15 protein-coding genes are annotated in these 16,454 nt (G+C 66.5%); 6 read left to right on the top strand and 9 right to left on the bottom strand.

Annotation, left to right across the window (positions count from 1 at the left end; translation table 11 throughout):
* Positions 1–4: 4 nt before the first annotated feature.
* The 5 genes from nadC to JOE31_RS09960 form a co-directional block, all read right to left on the bottom strand.
* A complete protein-coding gene (nadC, locus tag JOE31_RS09980; RefSeq protein ID WP_209743766.1) occupies positions 5–919 on the bottom strand; it encodes a carboxylating nicotinate-nucleotide diphosphorylase in 915 nt (304 codons plus the stop codon).
* Entirely contained in the window at positions 916–2,679 is a 1,764-nt protein-coding gene (locus JOE31_RS09975) for an L-aspartate oxidase (protein WP_209743763.1), read from the bottom strand. Before JOE31_RS09975 ends, nadC begins: the two co-directional genes overlap by 4 nt.
* A complete protein-coding gene (nadA, locus tag JOE31_RS09970) occupies positions 2,676–3,998 on the bottom strand; it encodes a quinolinate synthase NadA (RefSeq protein WP_209743758.1) in 1,323 nt (440 codons plus the stop codon). The genes JOE31_RS09975 and nadA overlap by 4 nt, the downstream gene beginning before the upstream one ends.
* The gene (locus JOE31_RS09965) at positions 3,995–4,705 is read right to left on the bottom strand and encodes an NUDIX domain-containing protein (RefSeq protein ID WP_209743754.1); all 711 of its coding nucleotides are present in this window, start codon (positions 4,703–4,705) and stop codon (positions 3,995–3,997) included. The genes nadA and JOE31_RS09965 overlap by 4 nt, the downstream gene beginning before the upstream one ends.
* A 143-nt stretch (positions 4,706–4,848) precedes the next feature.
* Positions 4,849–5,319, bottom strand: coding sequence for an Lrp/AsnC family transcriptional regulator (locus JOE31_RS09960; RefSeq protein WP_209743751.1), 471 nt, complete (start codon positions 5,317–5,319; stop codon positions 4,849–4,851).
* 173 nt (positions 5,320–5,492) lie between these two features.
* Between JOE31_RS09960 and JOE31_RS09955 the strand changes: the two genes are divergently transcribed.
* The 5 genes from JOE31_RS09955 (at position 5,493) to JOE31_RS09935 (ending at position 10,351) form a co-directional block, all read left to right on the top strand.
* A complete protein-coding gene (locus JOE31_RS09955) occupies positions 5,493–6,878 on the top strand; it encodes an amino acid permease (protein WP_209743747.1) in 1,386 nt (461 codons plus the stop codon).
* Between the two features lie 290 nt (positions 6,879–7,168).
* Complete coding sequence (locus tag JOE31_RS09950; RefSeq protein WP_374100881.1) at positions 7,169–8,125, top strand: thiamine pyrophosphate-dependent enzyme; 957 nt, start codon at positions 7,169–7,171, stop codon at positions 8,123–8,125.
* The gene (locus tag JOE31_RS09945) at positions 8,118–9,197 is read left to right on the top strand and encodes an alpha-ketoacid dehydrogenase subunit beta (protein WP_209743741.1); all 1,080 of its coding nucleotides are present in this window, start codon (positions 8,118–8,120) and stop codon (positions 9,195–9,197) included. The genes JOE31_RS09950 and JOE31_RS09945 overlap by 8 nt, the downstream gene beginning before the upstream one ends.
* On the top strand, positions 9,190–9,519 hold the full coding sequence (locus JOE31_RS09940) for a biotin/lipoyl-containing protein (protein WP_043482513.1): 330 nt from the start codon (positions 9,190–9,192) through the stop codon (positions 9,517–9,519). The genes JOE31_RS09945 and JOE31_RS09940 overlap by 8 nt, the downstream gene beginning before the upstream one ends.
* Before the next feature lie 4 nt (positions 9,520–9,523).
* Positions 9,524–10,351: an alpha/beta fold hydrolase gene (locus JOE31_RS09935; RefSeq protein ID WP_209743738.1), complete on the top strand. Its 828-nt coding sequence runs from the start codon at positions 9,524–9,526 to the stop codon at positions 10,349–10,351.
* Between the two features lie 96 nt (positions 10,352–10,447).
* Here the strand turns inward: JOE31_RS09935 and JOE31_RS09930 are convergent, their stop codons facing one another.
* The 3 genes from JOE31_RS09930 to JOE31_RS09920 form a co-directional block, all read right to left on the bottom strand.
* Positions 10,448–11,782 carry an MFS transporter gene (locus tag JOE31_RS09930; protein ID WP_209743735.1) on the bottom strand — a complete coding sequence of 445 codons (1,335 nt, stop codon included), beginning with the start codon at positions 11,780–11,782 and terminating at the stop codon, positions 10,448–10,450.
* Positions 11,783–11,974: 192 nt separating this feature from the next.
* A complete protein-coding gene (hpaB, locus tag JOE31_RS09925; protein ID WP_209743732.1) occupies positions 11,975–13,429 on the bottom strand; it encodes a 4-hydroxyphenylacetate 3-monooxygenase, oxygenase component in 1,455 nt (484 codons plus the stop codon).
* Positions 13,430–13,490: 61 nt separating this feature from the next.
* Entirely contained in the window at positions 13,491–14,027 is a 537-nt protein-coding gene (locus JOE31_RS09920) for a flavin reductase family protein (RefSeq protein ID WP_209748319.1), read from the bottom strand.
* A 164-nt stretch (positions 14,028–14,191) separates the two neighbouring features.
* Between JOE31_RS09920 and JOE31_RS09915 the strand changes: the two genes are divergently transcribed.
* Complete coding sequence (locus JOE31_RS09915) at positions 14,192–14,926, top strand: IclR family transcriptional regulator (protein WP_209743729.1); 735 nt, start codon at positions 14,192–14,194, stop codon at positions 14,924–14,926.
* A 12-nt stretch (positions 14,927–14,938) separates the two neighbouring features.
* Here the strand turns inward: JOE31_RS09915 and JOE31_RS09910 are convergent, their stop codons facing one another.
* Positions 14,939–16,399: an MFS transporter gene (locus JOE31_RS09910; protein ID WP_209743726.1), complete on the bottom strand. Its 1,461-nt coding sequence runs from the start codon at positions 16,397–16,399 to the stop codon at positions 14,939–14,941.
* Positions 16,400–16,454 lie beyond the last annotated feature (55 nt).

Here is a 16,454-nt window from a genome sequence, read left to right as displayed (position 1 = left end):
CGGTTCAGCCCACCGTCAGTTCAACGTCCAGGCCCAGGTCAAGGGCGATGACGCTGTGGGTGAGGCCGCCGATGGAAATGACGTCCACACCCGTGGCAGCGATCGCTGCCACGGTCCCGAGGTTGACGTTGCCGCTGGCTTCCACCCGTGCCCGCCCGTCCACCAGGGCCACTCCGGCGGCCAGTTCCTCGAGCGTGAAGTTGTCCAGCATGATGGTGTCCACTCCAGCGGCGAGGACCGGCTCCACCTGTTCCATCCGGTCCACTTCAACCTCGAAGTGGGTGGTGTGGCCGAGCTGCGCCTTGGCCGCCCTGAGCACAGCGGTGAGTTTCGCCGGGTCCCCTCCGGTGATGACCGCGAGGTGGTTGTCCTTGGCCAGCACGGCGTCGGACAGGCTGAAGCGGTGGTTGGCGCCGCCGCCGCAGCGAACGGCATAGCGTTCCAGCACGCGCAGGCCTGGCGTCGTCTTCCGGGTGTCCGTGATCCGGGCTTTGGTTCCCTGGACGAGGTCCACGAATTCAGCGGTTTTTGTGGCGATCGCACTCAGCCGCTGGACCAGGTTCAGAGCCACGCGCTCGGCCAGCAGGACCGCGCGGGCGTTGCCGGTCACCCTGGCCAGCGGTGTCCCCGCGCCGAACCGTTCGCCGTCCGCCACCAGCAGCTCGACGACGGCGTCCGGGTCCGTCAGCTTCATGGCCGCTGCGAACACGGTTCCTCCGCTCAGGACTCCCGGCACCCGGGCGTTCAGCACCGCCGTCGCGCGGGCCTCCGCGGGGATGAGGGCCTGCGAGGTGATGTCGCCATAGGGGGCATCCTCGGCGAGCGCAGCGCGCAGCACATCCTGCACTGCTGCTTCGGGAAGGCTGCCGGTCGGCTCAACGCCCGTCAGGGCTGTCGTTTCAGCGGCTGTGGTGGTCATGAGGAGATCCTTTGCATGGAATGGGTGGGGGCGGGCGCATGGTCCGTGTCGGCCCGGTGGTGGGCGCCCAGGGATACCGTCCGTTTCCGGGCTGCCTCCACCAGCAAGCGGGCGGCCAGCAGCAGGTTGCGGTCCTCGTGTTCGCGGGGGTCCCGGGCTTCAGTGGAGCTGATTGAGGCCTGCCACAGGGCAAGCTGCGCGGCTGTGGCGTCGAGTTCCGCACCTGTGCGCAACACCCCGGCAGCACCCGTCATCAACCGCCCCAAAGCGTCACGGGAAAACGGCCCGGGATCAGTCGCAGTCCCAACAACACCTTCGGGGGCCTCCGCTGGGGAACTTTCCCCGTACGCGAAAGTGAGATGTGAGTCGTCGACTGCGGGTGTTCCGGAAGCGTGCGTCAAGGTGAGGCCGCCCGCGGCCGAGACAGCACGCAGGGGAACGCCGGCAGTCGACACCCAACCCGGCTCCCCATCAAGGAAGGACTCCACAGCACGCCGCCCGAAGACCAGCCCTTCGAGCAGCGAATTGCTGGCCAGCCTGTTGGCGCCCTGGGCGCCGGTGCAGGCCACCTCGCCTGCTGCGTAGAGTCCCGGAACGGTGGTTCGCCCGTCCACGTCCGTTACCACTCCGCCCATCCAGTAATGGGCGGCCGGAGACACCGGCAGCGGTTCAGCGGTCCAGTCGAAGCCTGCTGCTGCCGTGGCGGCGGAGATCGTGGGGAACCGCCGCGCCAGGAAACCGGAGCCCCTTGCCGCTTCAATGCCCCGGGCGTCGAGGAACACCGGACTGTCCGCCGGTGCGCCGGTCCGGGCCAGATGCAGCGCGATGCTGCGGGAGACGACGTCGCGCGGCGCGAGTTCCGCGTCCGGATGATAGTCCGGCATGAAACGGTGGCCGTCGGCATCCAGCAGCACCGCGCCTTCGCCGCGGACTGCTTCAGACACCAGCAGGGGCGGCGGGCCGCCTGCTGCCTCCGGCATCGCCATGGTGGTGGGGTGGAACTGGAAGAATTCGAGGTCGCCCACCACGGCGCCGGCGCGCCAAGCCAGCGCCAGTCCGTCCGCCGTGGCAACCAGGGGGTTGCTGGTGCGTGCGAAGATCCTGCCCGCGCCGCCGGTGGCGAGCAGGACGCCCGCCGCCGGCAGGCTCTTGAGTTCGCCGGCCTGCAGGTAATTCACGCCGGTCACCCGACCGTCCGTCGTCGTCAGTTCAGTGACAAACGCACCGGTTTCCAGCCGGAGCCGGCCGGACACCGCGCGCTCCAGGACGGCGGCGATCAGGCCGCGGGCAATGCGGGCTCCGGTGGCGTCTCCACCGGCGTGCAGGATGCGTGGCGCGGAATGGGCAGCCTCCAGCCCCAGCGCGGTGTCCCCCTGCGCGTCGGCGTCGAAAAGGACTCCGTACCGCCGCAGACCGGCGATGTCCCGCACTGCTTCCGTGCAGAGGATCCGCACGGCTTCGAGGTTGTTCAGGCCCGCACCTGCTGCCAGCGTGTCGGCGACATGCGCATCCACGGTGTCGCCGGGGGCGGCTTCGCCGGGCTCCAGCACGGCCGACACGCCGCCCTGGGCGTAGAAGGTGTTGCTGTGCTCCAGCTGCCCCTTGCTCAGCAGGACAACGTCCGCCGCAGTGCCCCCTTCGGCGTCGGCCGCCAGCAGCGCTGCGTAGAGCCCGGCAATCCCGCTGCCCACCACCACGAGGCGGCGGCGCTGCGGCGCATCTTCGAGCGCGCCCTTGCGGGCCGCACGGGCCGTGGTCACGGCCGCGCCGCCAGCATCCGCTCGAGGGCTACGCGCGCGGGCGCTGCAACGTCGTCGTCCACGGTGATGCGGTTCAGGGTTTCACCGTTGACCAGCGCCTCCAGCACCCAGGCGAGGTAGCCCGGGTGGATCCGGTACATGGTGGAGCACGGGCAGATCACCGGGTCCAGGCAGAAGATCGTGTGCCGGGGGTACTCCGCGGCGAGCCGGTTGACCATGTTGATCTCGGTGCCGATGGCAAACGTGGTCGGTTCCGTGGCCGCAGCGATGGCCTTCCTGATGAAGTCGGTGGACCCCGCGGAATCGGCGGCGTCCACAACTTCCATGGGGCACTCGGGGTGCACAATCACGTTGACGCCCGGGAACTCGGCGCGGGCCTTCTCGATCTGCCCCACGTTGAAGCGCTTGTGCACCGAGCAGAAGCCGTGCCAGAGGATCACGCGGGAATCGAGCAGGGTCTGTTCGTCGTTCCCTCCGAAGTCCTTGCGCGGATTCCACAGGGGCATCTGCTCCATCGGCACGCCCATGGCCTTGGCGGTGTTGCGGCCCAGGTGCTGGTCCGGGAAGAAGAGGACCCGCTGGCCGCGCTGGAAGGCCCACTCGAGAACCGTGGCGGCATTGGATGACGTGCAGACGATGCCGCCGTTCTCGCCGCAGAAGCCCTTGAGGGCGGCGGAGGAGTTCATGTAGGTGACCGGGATGACCGGAACCCGGCCGTCGGCGTCGGGCTCGGTGCCGAAGAGTTCCTCCAGCTGTTCCCAGCACTCGGTCACGGAATCGATGTCCGCCATGTCCGCCATGGAGCAGCCCGCTGCGAGGTTGGGCAGGATGACCGCCTGGTCAGGCTTGGACAGGATGTCCGCGGTTTCCGCCATGAAGTGCACGCCGCAGAAGATGATGGCTTCGGCGTCCGGCCTGGTGAGAGCGGCATTGGCCAGCTGGAAGGAGTCGCCCACGAAGTCGGCGTATTCGATGACCTCGTCCCGCTGGTAGAAGTGCCCCAGGATAACGGCTTTGTCCCCGAGGGTTGCTTTGGCGGCCCTGATGCGGGCGTCCAGTTCGGCGTCACTTGCCTTCTTGTATTCCTCCGGCAACTGGCCCTGGCGCGGGGTGGTGGCGGGGGCGACGTCGGCGCTTGAGGCGCCCGGACCGTAGGCGGGCACACCGGCGAGGGCTTCGGCGAGATCGTAGTCCCAGGGCCCGCGGGCCAGTGCCGGGCTACACGTTGCAGCAGCGGCAGTGCCGGCTGCAACGCCTGCGGCCTTTCGTTCGGCCTGTTCGCGAGTGATCAACTGGATTGCCGTGTTGACGCTGCTCATGGTGTGCTCCTGTTATCTGGGTCAAGGCCGGGGCGGCCGGTAAAGCGGTAGAGGCGGGGAGGGCGGTGTTTCCCGCCCTGCAGGTATTCGCCGGTTTCTTCGATTTCCGGCGTGGACTTGAGCTGGCGGCGGAAGTTTGCCGGATCCAGCTCACGGTCAAGGACGGCTTCGTAGACCTCCCGGACCTGGGCCAGGGTGAAGTACTCCCCCAGCAGGTGGTAGGCAACGGAACCGTAGGCCAGCTTGTTCCGCAGGCGTCCGAGGGCGTAGTCCACGATCGCGTTGTGGTCGAAGGCCAGGTCTCCCAGGCGGTCCGCGCGGAACCACCTGACGTTTTCGGACTCGTCGGCGAGCGCGGCTTCCGTGGGCTGGACCAGCGCCCAGTACACGATCGACACCACGCGTTGGGTCGGAGAGCGGTGGAGGCCGCCGAAGGCGTAGAGCTGCTCCAGGTAATTGGGGGCCAGCCCGGTGGTTTCCCGAAGGTTCCGGGAGGCCGCATCCTGGAGGGATTCGGCGTGGGTCAGCGGACCTCCGGGCAGCGCCCACAGGCCCTTGAACGGCTCACGGATGCGGCGCACCAGCGGGAGCCACAGCGTGGGACGGCCGGACGTCTCGCTGGGGCGGAGGGCGAAGATCACCGTGGAAATGGCGAGCGACGGCGGCGCCGACTGCCGCTCAGCAACGTTGGCAGAGCTTGTGTACACAGCGGTTCACCCCGCTTTCCTCGCGCCTGGCGGCGCCTCTGGGCTTCGACCGGCGTCCCCATCCGGGTCGCTTCGGCTAGTTATAGTCAATATGACTAGAACTAATGGTACGACTGCCCGGCCCTGAGGCAAAATGCTTCAGGTCACATTGCGGCAGCAGCCTCGAGCAACGGCAGGGTCCGGCCCTGGAAGTGGGTGTTTAGCACGATCACGGACGAGGACCGGAGCACCGTCTTTGTGGCGATCATGGCATCCAGAACCCGCTGCAGGTCAGGGTTGGACCGTGCCACGACCCGTGCCATCAGGTCCGAACTGCCGGAAACCGTGTGGATTTCCGTGAGTTCAGGAATGCGGGCAAGCGCTTCGACCACCGCGTCATGGCCCAGGTCCTGGTTGATGGTGAGCGAACAGAACGCCACCACGGGGTAGCCGAAGCGGGACGGGTCCGGCTGGGGTACCCAGGACCCGATAACCCCGCCGGCGGTCATCCGGTCCAGCCGGGACTGCACCGTGGCGCGGGCAATCTTCAGGACCCGCGAGGCTTCGAGCACCGACGCCCTGGGTGAATCCGTGAAGAATCGGACAATTTTTGCGTCCAGCGTGTCCACGTTCATCGATTTTCCTTTCAACCCGGCCAAACAGGTCACAAATCGCCGAAAAAGAAGGCGCTTCTCCCGCAAACTGCCCCCATGCTCTCACGAACGGAGTGCGAAGCGTTCCGCCCGGGGCGGTAAATTCAATATGTCCTAAAAGGACCAGACCACCGACCACAAGAAGGTTCGCAAGCATGACGATGAAGTCCACCGCAGAGCGCCCATCCACCTCGCTCGGCCACAGCATGAAACCCCGCCAGCTCACCATGATGGGACTGGGAAGCGCTATCGGAGCCGGACTGTTCCTGGGCTCGGGGGCGGGCGTCCAGGCCGCAGGGCCGGCCGTCCTGATCTCCTACCTCGTGGCCGGCACGCTGATCATCCTGGTCATGTGGGCCCTGGGTGAGATGGCTGCAGCCAACCCGAACAGCGGCGCGTTCTCCGTCTATGCGGAGAAAGCCATGGGCCGCACTGCCGGGGCAACCGTGGGCTGGCTGTGGTGGCTGCAACTGGTGGTGGTCATTGCCGCCGAGGCACTTGGCGCAGCCGGCCTGCTGTTCACGGTGTGGCCGGTGGTTCCCGTCTGGGCGCTGTCCCTGGTCTTCATGGCCCTCTTTACGGCCATCAACCTGGCCGGCGTGAACAACTTTGGCGAATTCGAGTTCTGGTTCGCGATCCTCAAGGTGGCGGCAATCCTGCTGTTCCTTGGCATCGGAACGGCTCTTCTCCTGGGCCTGCTGCCTGACGCGCCAAGCCCGGGCCTGGGCAACATCACCGGCAACTTCGCGCCGGCAGGCCTCGGTGGAATTGCTACAGCGCTCTTTGTGGTCATCTTCGCCTTCGGCGGCACTGAGATCGTGAGCGTGGCTGCGGCTGAGACCGAGAACCCGCGCCACAGCGTGGGCCTTGCCATCCGTACGGTGCTTTGGCGAATCCTCGTGTTCTACGTCGGCTCCGTCTTTGTCATTGCCGCGGTCCTGCCGGCGACTTCCGAATCCCTGTCGTCACCGTTCGCCGGTGTCCTCGACGCCGCACGCATCCCGGGTGCCGGCACGGCCATCACCCTTGTGGCAGTCATCGCGCTGTTGTCCGCCCTGAACGCCAATCTCTACGGCTCCTCCCGGATGATCTACTCCCTGGCCCAACGCGGCGAGGCTCCGCGCTTCCTGTCGAAGCTGAACAAGGCCAGGGTGCCGGTGGTTGCCGTGGGCGTATCCGTGGCCTTCGGCTTCATTGCCGCCGTATTGGAGCTCCTTTTTCCGGAACAGATCCTGCCGGCGCTCTTCCAGCTGGTGGGCTCAACCTGCCTCATGGTCTGGGGTTCCGCCCTCATCTCCCAGCTGATCCTGCGCCGCAGGGCGGACCGCGACGGCACTGAGCTTCCGCTGCGGATGAAGGGATTCCCGGGCCTGACGATCTTCGGGCTGGTCCTGCTGGCACTGATCTTCGCCGTCGGCTTCAGCGGCGCCGAGAGCAGCCGGCAGCTCTTCAGCACCATCGCCCTGGTTGCCGGGATTGCCGGCGCCTGCTGGCTCGGGGCACGAGTGGCAGCGTCGCGGCAGGGCAGCGCAGCCAAGTAGGCCCGCTCCCCGACCAAGTCGCGCCACGGCTGCGGACCACTCCCGATTCCGCTAAGCAAATTGCTATGAGATTCGGCTCTGCTCATGGCAGCTTCCGGCAATCTGGCTAGTGAACAATGAACTGATTGCCGGGCATTCCGCAGGTGACTAGGGTCACAGCTATGGATACCTCGCCTTCCCCCGCCGCCAGCAACGACGCCGGCCTACTTCCGGGACCGCTCTCCGGCCAACTGTCCGGCCAGCCGGCCGAGCCGCTGACCGGTGACCAGCTGCGTGAACTGTATTCGCTGATGGTCGCCGTCCGGCACCTGGACACCTCGGCGATCGGCTGGCAGCGGCAGGGCCTCATCCCCGGCTACGCCCCCGAACTGGGCCAGGAGGCCGCACAGGTGGGAAGCGGGTACGCCGTGGACACCACCCGCGACTTTGTCTTCCCCACCTACCGCGAAATGGGCGTGGCCCGGGCCATGGGCGTGGACATGGTGGCCTATATGTCCACGCACAAGGCCACGTGGCACGGCGGCCTCTACAACCCCCTGGAATCCCGGCTTGCACCCATCCAGGCCGTGGTTGGCGGATCCGTGCTCCACGCCGTGGGCTGGGCCCACGGCCAGACCCTGGATCAGACGGACGGCGTGGCAATGGCGTATTTCGGCGACGGCGCATCATCCCAGGGCGACGTCCATGAAGCCATGAATTTTGCGGCGGTCATGAAGGCCCCCGTGGTCTTCTTTGTCCAAAACAACGGCTGGGCCATCTCGGTTCCCGCCGAACGCCAGGTGGCCGGCGGCTCGGTGGCGGCCCGCGCTGCCGGCTACGGCCTCCCGGCACTGCGGATCGACGGGAACGACGTGGTAGCAGTGGTGGACGCGACCCGGCGCGCCTTGGCGCACGCACGGGCCGGCCACGGCCCGGTCCTCATCGAGGCGATGACCTACCGCCGCGGCCCGCACTCCACGTCCGATGACCCTGGCCGGTACCGTTCGCTCAACGAAGAGCGCGACGACGCCGGGGAAGACCCGCTGGAGCGTTTCCGGAAGCGGCTGCTCGCCGACGGAGTCGCCGACGAGGCCTTCTTCGCTGAGGCACTCGCAGCCGCCAAAGCCGAAGAAGAACACGTCCGGGCGGGGATCCAGTCGCTCGGCTCACGCCCCGGCGTCGAAATGTTCGACCTGGTCTTCCAGGAAACCACGCCTGCCCTGCAGGCCCAGGCCGCCAACTGGCGCGAGGAGTCCGAACATGTCTAACTCCATCCTGGAAAGCGGGGCCGCCATGGCCGACGGAACTCCACGCCGCGGAGTGGAACAGCTTTCCATGCAGCAGGCCCTGAACCGGGCCCTGGACGAGGTGCTGGCCGGCAACCCGAAATCGCTGGTCTTCGGTGAGGACTGCGGCCGGTTGGGCGGCGTGTTCCGCATTACGGACGGCCTCCAGGCGAAGCACGGCACCGGCCGGGTGTTTGACACCCCGCTCGCCGAATCAGGCATCCTGGGCATGTCCGTGGGCCTGGCCATGGCCGGATTCCACCCCATTCCCGAGGTCCAGTTCGACGGCTTCGCCTATCCGGCCATCAACCAGATCGTCTGCCAGATCGCCCGGATGAACTACCGCAGCCGCGGCACCCTGCCGATGCCGATCACCCTGCGCGTGCCCAGCTTCGGCGGTATCCGCGCCCCGGAGCACCACGGGGAAAGCCTTGAAGCGCTCTTTGCACACGTGCCCGGGCTGAAGGTGGTCTCGCCGTCGAACCCGCACGAGGCCTACCACCTGCTCAAGTACGCCGCCACGCGGCCGGACCCGGTGATCTTCATGGAACCGAAGTCCCGTTACTGGCAAAAAGGCGAGGTCGACTTCGACTCCGCGGACCCTTCCGGTTCCCCCGATGGTGGCTCCCCCGCGGGAGGCGCCCCCACCGGTGCGAAGGTCATGCGTGAAGGCCGCCATCTCACCGTGGTTGCCTGGGGCGCCATGGTGGCCCGCTGCCTGCAGGTGGCCGGGCTCGCCGCGGAGGACGGAATCGATGTGGAGGTCCTCGACCTGCGCTGGCTCAAGCCGATCGACGAAGCCGCGCTGGCGGCGTCCGTACGGAAGACGCGGCGCGCCGTCGTCGTCCATGAAGCACCGCGGACTTCGGGGCTTGGCGCCGAAGTCGCCCAACTGATCACACAGAACTGCTTCGACACCCTCAAGGCTCCCGTGGAACGAATTACCGGCTTCGACGTCCCGTACCCCTCCGGCGACCTCGAAGACGAATACATCCCGAACATTGACCGGATCCTCTTCGGAATCCAGCGAGTATTGGAGTACCGCCGTGGCTGAAATTTCCTTCCCGCTTCCCGATCTCGGTGAGGGCCTGATCGAGGCGACCGTGCTGGAATGGCTGGTTTCACCCGGTGACCAGGTGGAGCGGAACCAGCCGCTCGTCGAGGTGGAGACCACCAAATCAGCTGTTGAACTGCCCAGTCCGCAGGCGGGTAAAGTGGTGCGTATCCACGGCGGGCCCGGTGACAAGATCAATGTCGGCGAGCCCCTGATTGTGTTTGAGGTACCGGACAACACCGCCGGTATCGTGGGCACGGTCCCGAAGGAAGAGGCACCGAAGCGCCGGGTCCGCCTGAGCGCCGTACTTGATGAGGACTGACACCATGAGCGGCAGGCACACCGGCGAGCAGCACCACCACACTGTGGAGGGCACCGACCCCCAGCTTTACGTGGAGGTGCACGAACCGGAAACCGATGCCGGCCTGCGCCCCGTCCTCCTGCTCCACGGATTCTCCTCCTCCACCAAGCTCAACTGGCAGGACACCGGCTGGCTGGCCGCGCTGCTGGACGCCGGCCGCCGCGTCATCACCGTCGACCTGCCCGGCCACGGCCGCAGCGGAGCCCCGGAAGACATGGACTCGTACAGCCCCAGCAGGATCCGCGCGGACCTCCTGCAGGTAGCGTTCGACGCCGGCGTCCGTCCTTTGCGCGACGGTGACCCCGCCAGCGGGCTTGACGTGATCGGCTACTCCCTCGGGTCCCGGCTCGCCTGGGAATTCGGCGCCACGCAGCCCGAACTGGTTCACCGGCTGGTGCTTGGCGGCCCCAACATCGCGGACCCGCTGGCGGCCTTCGACCTGGTGGCCGCACAGCGCTACCTCGCCGACGGCACGCCCATCGCGGACGAGTCCACGGCCGCCCTCCTGAAGATGGCCCTGGGGCTGCCCAGCAACAACATCTTTGCCCTGCTGTCCCTGGTGGAAGCGATCAAGGGCGAGCCTTTCGATCCTGCCGAAGCCGTCCCTCACATGCCCATGCTGCTCGTCGCCGGGGACAAGGACGGCCGCGCCGCAACCATGCCCGAGCTCGCCGAACTGGGTGCAAAAACAGGGGCACTCGTGGAGCAGCTGCTGATTCCCGGCCGGAACCACAGCAATGTGATCACCAGCAGGGCGTTCAAGCAGGCGGCAACGGAGTTCCTGGGCGTTTAGTAGTCCCGGGGCCTGCCGGACAACGCAAAAGCGGGCGCGGACCGTATGGTCCGCGCCCGCCGTCGTGCATGCAACGCCGCTTGGTTCAGCCAGCGGCTAGTGGTGGCTGCTGACGCCCAGCGGGCGGCCCTTGGTTTCCCCGGCCAGGAGTACACCGATTGCCGAAATGACGCACAGGATCATGATGTAGATACCGATCGAGCCGGTCCACTTGGTGCTCTGCAGGAGCGTCTCCGCGATGGTGGCCGCAAACGCACCGCCCAGGATCGCACCGAACGCATAGCCGATGGAGATGCCGGAGTAGCGCACGTTGGCCGGGAACATCTCGGCGTACATGGCGGACATGGGGCCGTAGGACAGCCCCAGGCCGACGGTCAGCACGAAGAGTGCCACGCCGTAAAGCATGATGTTCTTGGTGTCGATCAGGGCGAACATCGGAATCATCCAGGCGAACACGATGCCGTAGCCGATGAGGAACGTCTTGACGCGTCCGATCTTGTCGGAAAGCCAGCCTCCCACCAGCGTGAAGATCAGCCAGCCGAAGGAAGCCAGGGTGGTGGCGAGGAGGATCTCCGCGACCGGCATCTTCAATGACTTGGTGGCGTAGGAGATGAAGAACGCGATCAGCAGGTAGCCTGCCGCGTTGTTGCCGATGAAAATCATGGTGGAGTAGAGCACGGACTTCTTGTGGGACTTGATCAGCTGGCCGAGAGGCGCCTTGGCCTTCTCCTTGCGCTCGATCATTTCCTGGAAGACCGGGCTTTCGGCCACCGCACGGCGGATCAGGTAGCCCACGACGATCAGCACGATGGACAGCAGGAACGGCACCCGCCAGCCCCAGGAAGCGAAGTCTGCCTTGGACATGCCCGTGTTGAGGAAGTACAGCAGGCCGGTGGCCAGGATCATGCCGACGGGAACGCCGATCTGCGGGTAGGCGCCGAACAGCCCGCGCTTGCTCTTCGGAGCGTGCTCCACGGCCATCAGGGCGGCGCCGCCCCATTCACCGCCGGCAGAGAAGCCCTGGATGACGCGGAGCAGGATCAGGAGGATCGGAGCCCAGACGCCGATGTCCTTGTAGGTCGGCAGCATGCCGATCAGGGCAGTGGCGGCGCCCATCATAACGAGGGTGAAGACCAGCATGGCCTTGCGGCCCAGGCGGTCGCCGAGGTGGCCGGCGATGATGGCGCCGAGCGGACGGAACAGGAAGCTGATCCCGATCAGCGCGAAGGACAGAATCTGCGCAAGTCCCGGGTTGGCGTCGTTCAACGGGGCAAGGAACAGTGGGGACAGCAGCGTCGCTGTCAGCTGGGCGAAGATGAAGAAGTCGTACCACTCGATGGTGGTGCCTACCAGCGTGCCTGCGAGGACTTTCCGTTCCTCGTGCTTGCTGCTGGGACCCGCCTCTGAATCGACGTGTGAAGTTGCGGTCATTGGAACTCCGTGGCTGTGGGCAGTACCGATACGTGCTACTACCGAATGTGGAATGACGTCGAACGAATTACCGATCGAACGGTCAGTTAGTATGAGGATACTCGAATGTGTGACAAAGCGCACTAAGTCTTTCGGGTTCTGCTGCCTACGGCCTTTTGGGCTTCGGCAGCAGGGCCCTGCCAGGCGCGACGGTCAGTCCTGCCTGCTGAGGAATTCGCGGACCCTGGCACGGACCGGCTCGCGGTCGTAGCTGCTCACGAGGGCGCCGGCCATCCGGACGGGATCTCCGAAAAAGAAATACTCATAAAGGGACTGCCGGCCCGAGAACCCCGAGATGGAGGCGTCAAAGGCAAGCTTGAACAGGCGGACGCGCTCCGGGCCGGTGAGCGTCTTGCCCTGCAGGTACATCTCAATGTCCGCCCTGGCCTCGCTGTTGACATCGGCTTCACCGGGTAATGCCATCAGCCCGGACGCCGAGAACTTCCGGATGATCTGCGGGAAGCGCTGGGCAATCTTGGGGTACCAGTTCCTGGCGGCATTCAGCGTGGTCCACTTGGGCAGCATGACGCCGGACTCGTTCAGGCCAGCGTCGGCCTCCGACGCACGGACCAGCGCCTTGCCGATTTCGACGTCGATGATCAGTTCCGCGATGTCCTCCTGGATGTGCTGGAAGCCGTCGATTCCGATGGACTCTGCCAGCTCTGATGCCAGGCCAAGGAAGAACTCGCTTTTGGCGATGGTCCGGGTTACCACCTGGTGCGTCATGAGGGCGCCCGCGCCGGTTTCCGAATAGAAGGCGTTACAGAGCTGCGGGTGGCCGAGCATGAAAATCCGCTCGCTTGGCACGAAAACGTTGTCGAAGATGGCCACCGCGTCCATTTCCTCATAGCGCGAGGCCAGAGGCTCGTCGTGGGTGCTGCCGCCGTTATACAGCGAAGTGCGGCAGAGGTAGCGCAGGCCCGGAGCATCATTGGGGATGGCAAAGGCGTAGGAATAGGGGGCATCCTCCGGCGTGCCCCGCAAGACGGTGGACGGAAACACCAGGAGCTCGTCGGCAATGGGAGCGATCGTGGCCAGCATGCGGGCGCCGCTGATCACGATGCCGTCATCCCGCTCCTCGATGATGCGCGCCGACAACTGCCCACCCATCTGTTCAGAGCCCGAGACCGAGCGGTTGACCTGGGGCGGGATGAGGGTGTGCGTGGCCAGGACGTCATTCTCCCGCGCCCATTCGTAGTACCTGCGGATGTTCTCGCCGAACGCGGGGTCGGCCTGGGCGAACCACTTTTCCGCGGTGCTCAGCGCGGTCAGGGAGGAATTCATGTAGTCCCCGGAGCGGCCCAGGAAGCCATTGGAGGATTCGGCCCAGGTGGAGATGGCCCGGCGGCGGCGCTGCAGGTCCTCGATGGTCCGGGGAACCAGGAAGGACGCGTTCACCAGGTCGCCCGTGGAGGGCGAGGTGTACGTCAGCGCTTCCTGGTAGGCGGGGTCGTGCTGCATGTCGAAGAGCTTGGCGTAGGACCTGGCCACGTTCCTGAACGCGGGATGCTCGGCGATTTTTTCACTGACGACTTCCCCGTCGATCACCACGTGGGGCGTCATGGCGTTGAGTTTGTCCAGGTACTGTCGGCCGGTGCGGATGCCCATAGTTCTTTCTCCAGTCTTCGTTGAGCTGCAGTGCGCTTCTATCTGATGCGGGGCGTCGGGGCTACAGCAGGTCCTCCATGCCCAGCTGGCTTTCCGGGATGGTGGTGTAGCTGCCGTTCGCAAACGCCAGGGCGTCGCCGCTGCGGTAGTCGAAGTTCACCACTTCCCCGAGATACAGGGTGTGGTCGCCGCCGTCGTATTCAGCCCAGGGCCTGCACTCGAAGTACGCCAGGACACCGGCGAGGCGCGGCGCCGTGCCACCTTCCACCCACCGGGGTTCCGGCCCGGGCCAGCCGGCGAAATGCGTTGCCAGATACCGCTGTTCGGCGCCCAGGATGTTCACCGCAAACGGACGGCCCGCGAGCTCGTCGTGCGCCCTGGCCGTCCTGGCAATGCTCACCAGGACCAGTGGCGGCTCCATGGACACGGACGTGAACGAATTGACGGTGATGCCGTGCCGCTTGGTAGCGCCGTCGAAGGTCACAATCGCGACGCCGGTGGCGAACCGCCCGAGGCTCCCGCGAAAATGATGGGCCCTCGGAGCCGACGCGTGGCCGACGGCTCCGCGAGCCTCCCCCGGGCGGGGCTTGGCAATCATCATTGACCCCTTGGATGGTCTGCTCTGTCGATTTCGATGGGAGTCATCCTTGAAATGTTCTATATTTGAACATATAGTTCCCATATAGAACGCTAGCTCAAAGTGAGTTGCAACACAAGACCCGCAGGGCGGAGCGCCACTGTTCCCGGCCTAGGATGGACAGCATGACTCAAACCGCCGGCGCCGGCACGCAGGCCGCGACCGCCCAGGCTTCCCCGTCGCAGACCCTTTCACGCGGGATCCGCGCGCTGGAAATCCTGGCGGAAGCCGAGCAGCCCCTCACCATCGCGGAACTTGCCGATGCCATGGGCGTCCACCGATCCGTGGCCTACCGCATCCTGCGCACATTGGAGGATCATTCGCTCCTGGTCCGGGACGACGCTGGCAAGGTCCAGCCCGGACCGGGTCTGGCGGTCCTGGCCCGCGGCGTTTCACGCAACCTGCAATCGGCAGCCCTGCCTGAACTCACCCAGCTTGCGAACACACTGAACATGACGGCCTTCGTTGCGGTGTGGGACCACCAGGACTGCATCACACTGGTGACGGTGGAGCCCAGGCATTCGGCAGCAACAGTGGTCCAGCACCCCGGCTCCCGGCACCCGATCAGCGCCGGCGCCCCGGGCATAGCCATCCAGTCGGCCCTCACGGAACAGGAATGGACCCTGTTGGCGCCGGACATCCCCTACCGGCCTGAGGCAGCCGAGGCCCGTCAACGCGGCTACGCGGCAAGCCACGATGAAGTCATTGCAGGTGTTTCGTCTTTGGCGGCCCCCATCAACGTGCCGGGCGGCCGCCCGGCGTCGGTTGCCGTCGTCTACATCCGCTCAACGCAGGACCCGGCCGAAGTGGCAGCAGCCCTGACGTCGAGCGCCGCACGCATCGAGAAGCAACTGCTCTAGATCGTTCCCGCGTTAGCGGCCGCCCGTGCCGTTGCCCCGGCGGCTCGCTTTGCCGTTTCGGAGGACGACGGCGGCGGCGGTCCCCAGCAGGAACAGCGCCGTTGCGGCGCAGACCGGTACCAGGAAGGCTGCGGAATACCCGTGGTGCTGCGCCAGCTGTCCGGCGACCGAGGACCCCAGTGCCGTGCCGGCAACAATGCCGCTGGCCAGGGCGGTCATCACGGTTCCCAGGCGCCCGGCAGGAGCCACTTCCCCGCCGATGGCGAACACGGTGACCATCAGCGGGCCCACCGGCAGCCCCAGGACGAGCAGCACCAGCACCATGGGGAACACCGATTCCGGCAGCAACAGAAGCACCGCAAGGCCGGCCATCAGCACGGCGCTGACCATCCAGCGCGCCGGGAAGGTGAATCGCTTGGACCAGTAGGCGACACTCAGTGCGGCTGCGGCGGAACTGAGGCCCATCACGGCATACAGCAGTCCGGCAACCTCGGCCGTGGCAAAGCTCGCCGAGAAAGAGCTCAATCCCGTCTGGGTGGAACCGAAGAATGTTCCCATGCACAGCATGGCCAGGAAAGGCAGGGCAACGGCAGCCATACCGCGGGAACCGGTCGTCCGGGAACCGGTCGTCCGGGAACCGGCTGCGGAGTCCGCGCTGGTGGCCACGGCGTCGTGCGGCGCCGCCCGGTCCGCAACGGCCGGGGCGCTGCGGCGCCGGCGCACGCTTATCGGTACGGCGAGGTGGGTGCGGTGGACCGCGAATGCGGGAACCAGGGTGAGCGTCAGGGCCGCGGCCACGGCCAGCGGGAGCCACGGGGCAATCAGGCTCGCGAGGATGCCCACCAGTGCAGGGCCGAGGACGAAGGTCAGCTCATCCGCGGTGCTCTCGTAGGACAGGGCGGCGTCCAAATCCTCCGCGTTGCCGCTTCTGCTTCGCGCGGTAAGGGCCATCCAGCGGACACGGGCGAGCGGGCCCACCTGGGGGCAGCTGGCTCCAGCCACGAAAGCCGCGGCAAGGACGGGGAGCGCCGCTGCCAGGTCCTGGCCCGCCGGAACGAGATACGCCATGAGGATCAGGGCCACCACCGCGGCAGTGTTGAAGACTGCGGCGAACAGCAGCACGGGGCGCTGTCCAAGCCGGTCCGCCCATGCACCCAGAACGGGCGCTCCCAGTGCTGAGCCGATGCCCACGGCACCGGCTGCTGCCCCGCCAACGGCGTACGAGCCGGTGACGGCCGTAACGAGTGTCAGGGCGCCTACAGTCAGCATGGCGAGGGGCAGCCGGGCGAAAAGGCCAATCGGGATGAAACCCTTGCCGGCCAGCAGCGGAAGCCGGGCGAATCGGCCTCCCGTGCCCGCAGGAGGGGCGGGGAAGCCCTGCCCGGACGGGGCTTCGGGCTTTGCGGTGTCAGCTGCTGCGGTTACGGCAGGGGGTGTGGCGGCGGGTGCCTGGGAAGAGAGTGAAGGGTTCATTGTTCCGGGTTCGCTCAATGGTGCGCATCGTCCCTCCTCCCGATGCGCGCGACCC

Origin of the sequence: Arthrobacter sp. PvP023, from assembly GCF_017832975.1 — a bacterium.
Classification (GTDB): Bacteria; Actinomycetota; Actinomycetes; order Actinomycetales; family Micrococcaceae; genus Arthrobacter.
This window is presented reverse-complemented; position numbering and strand designations above follow the sequence as displayed.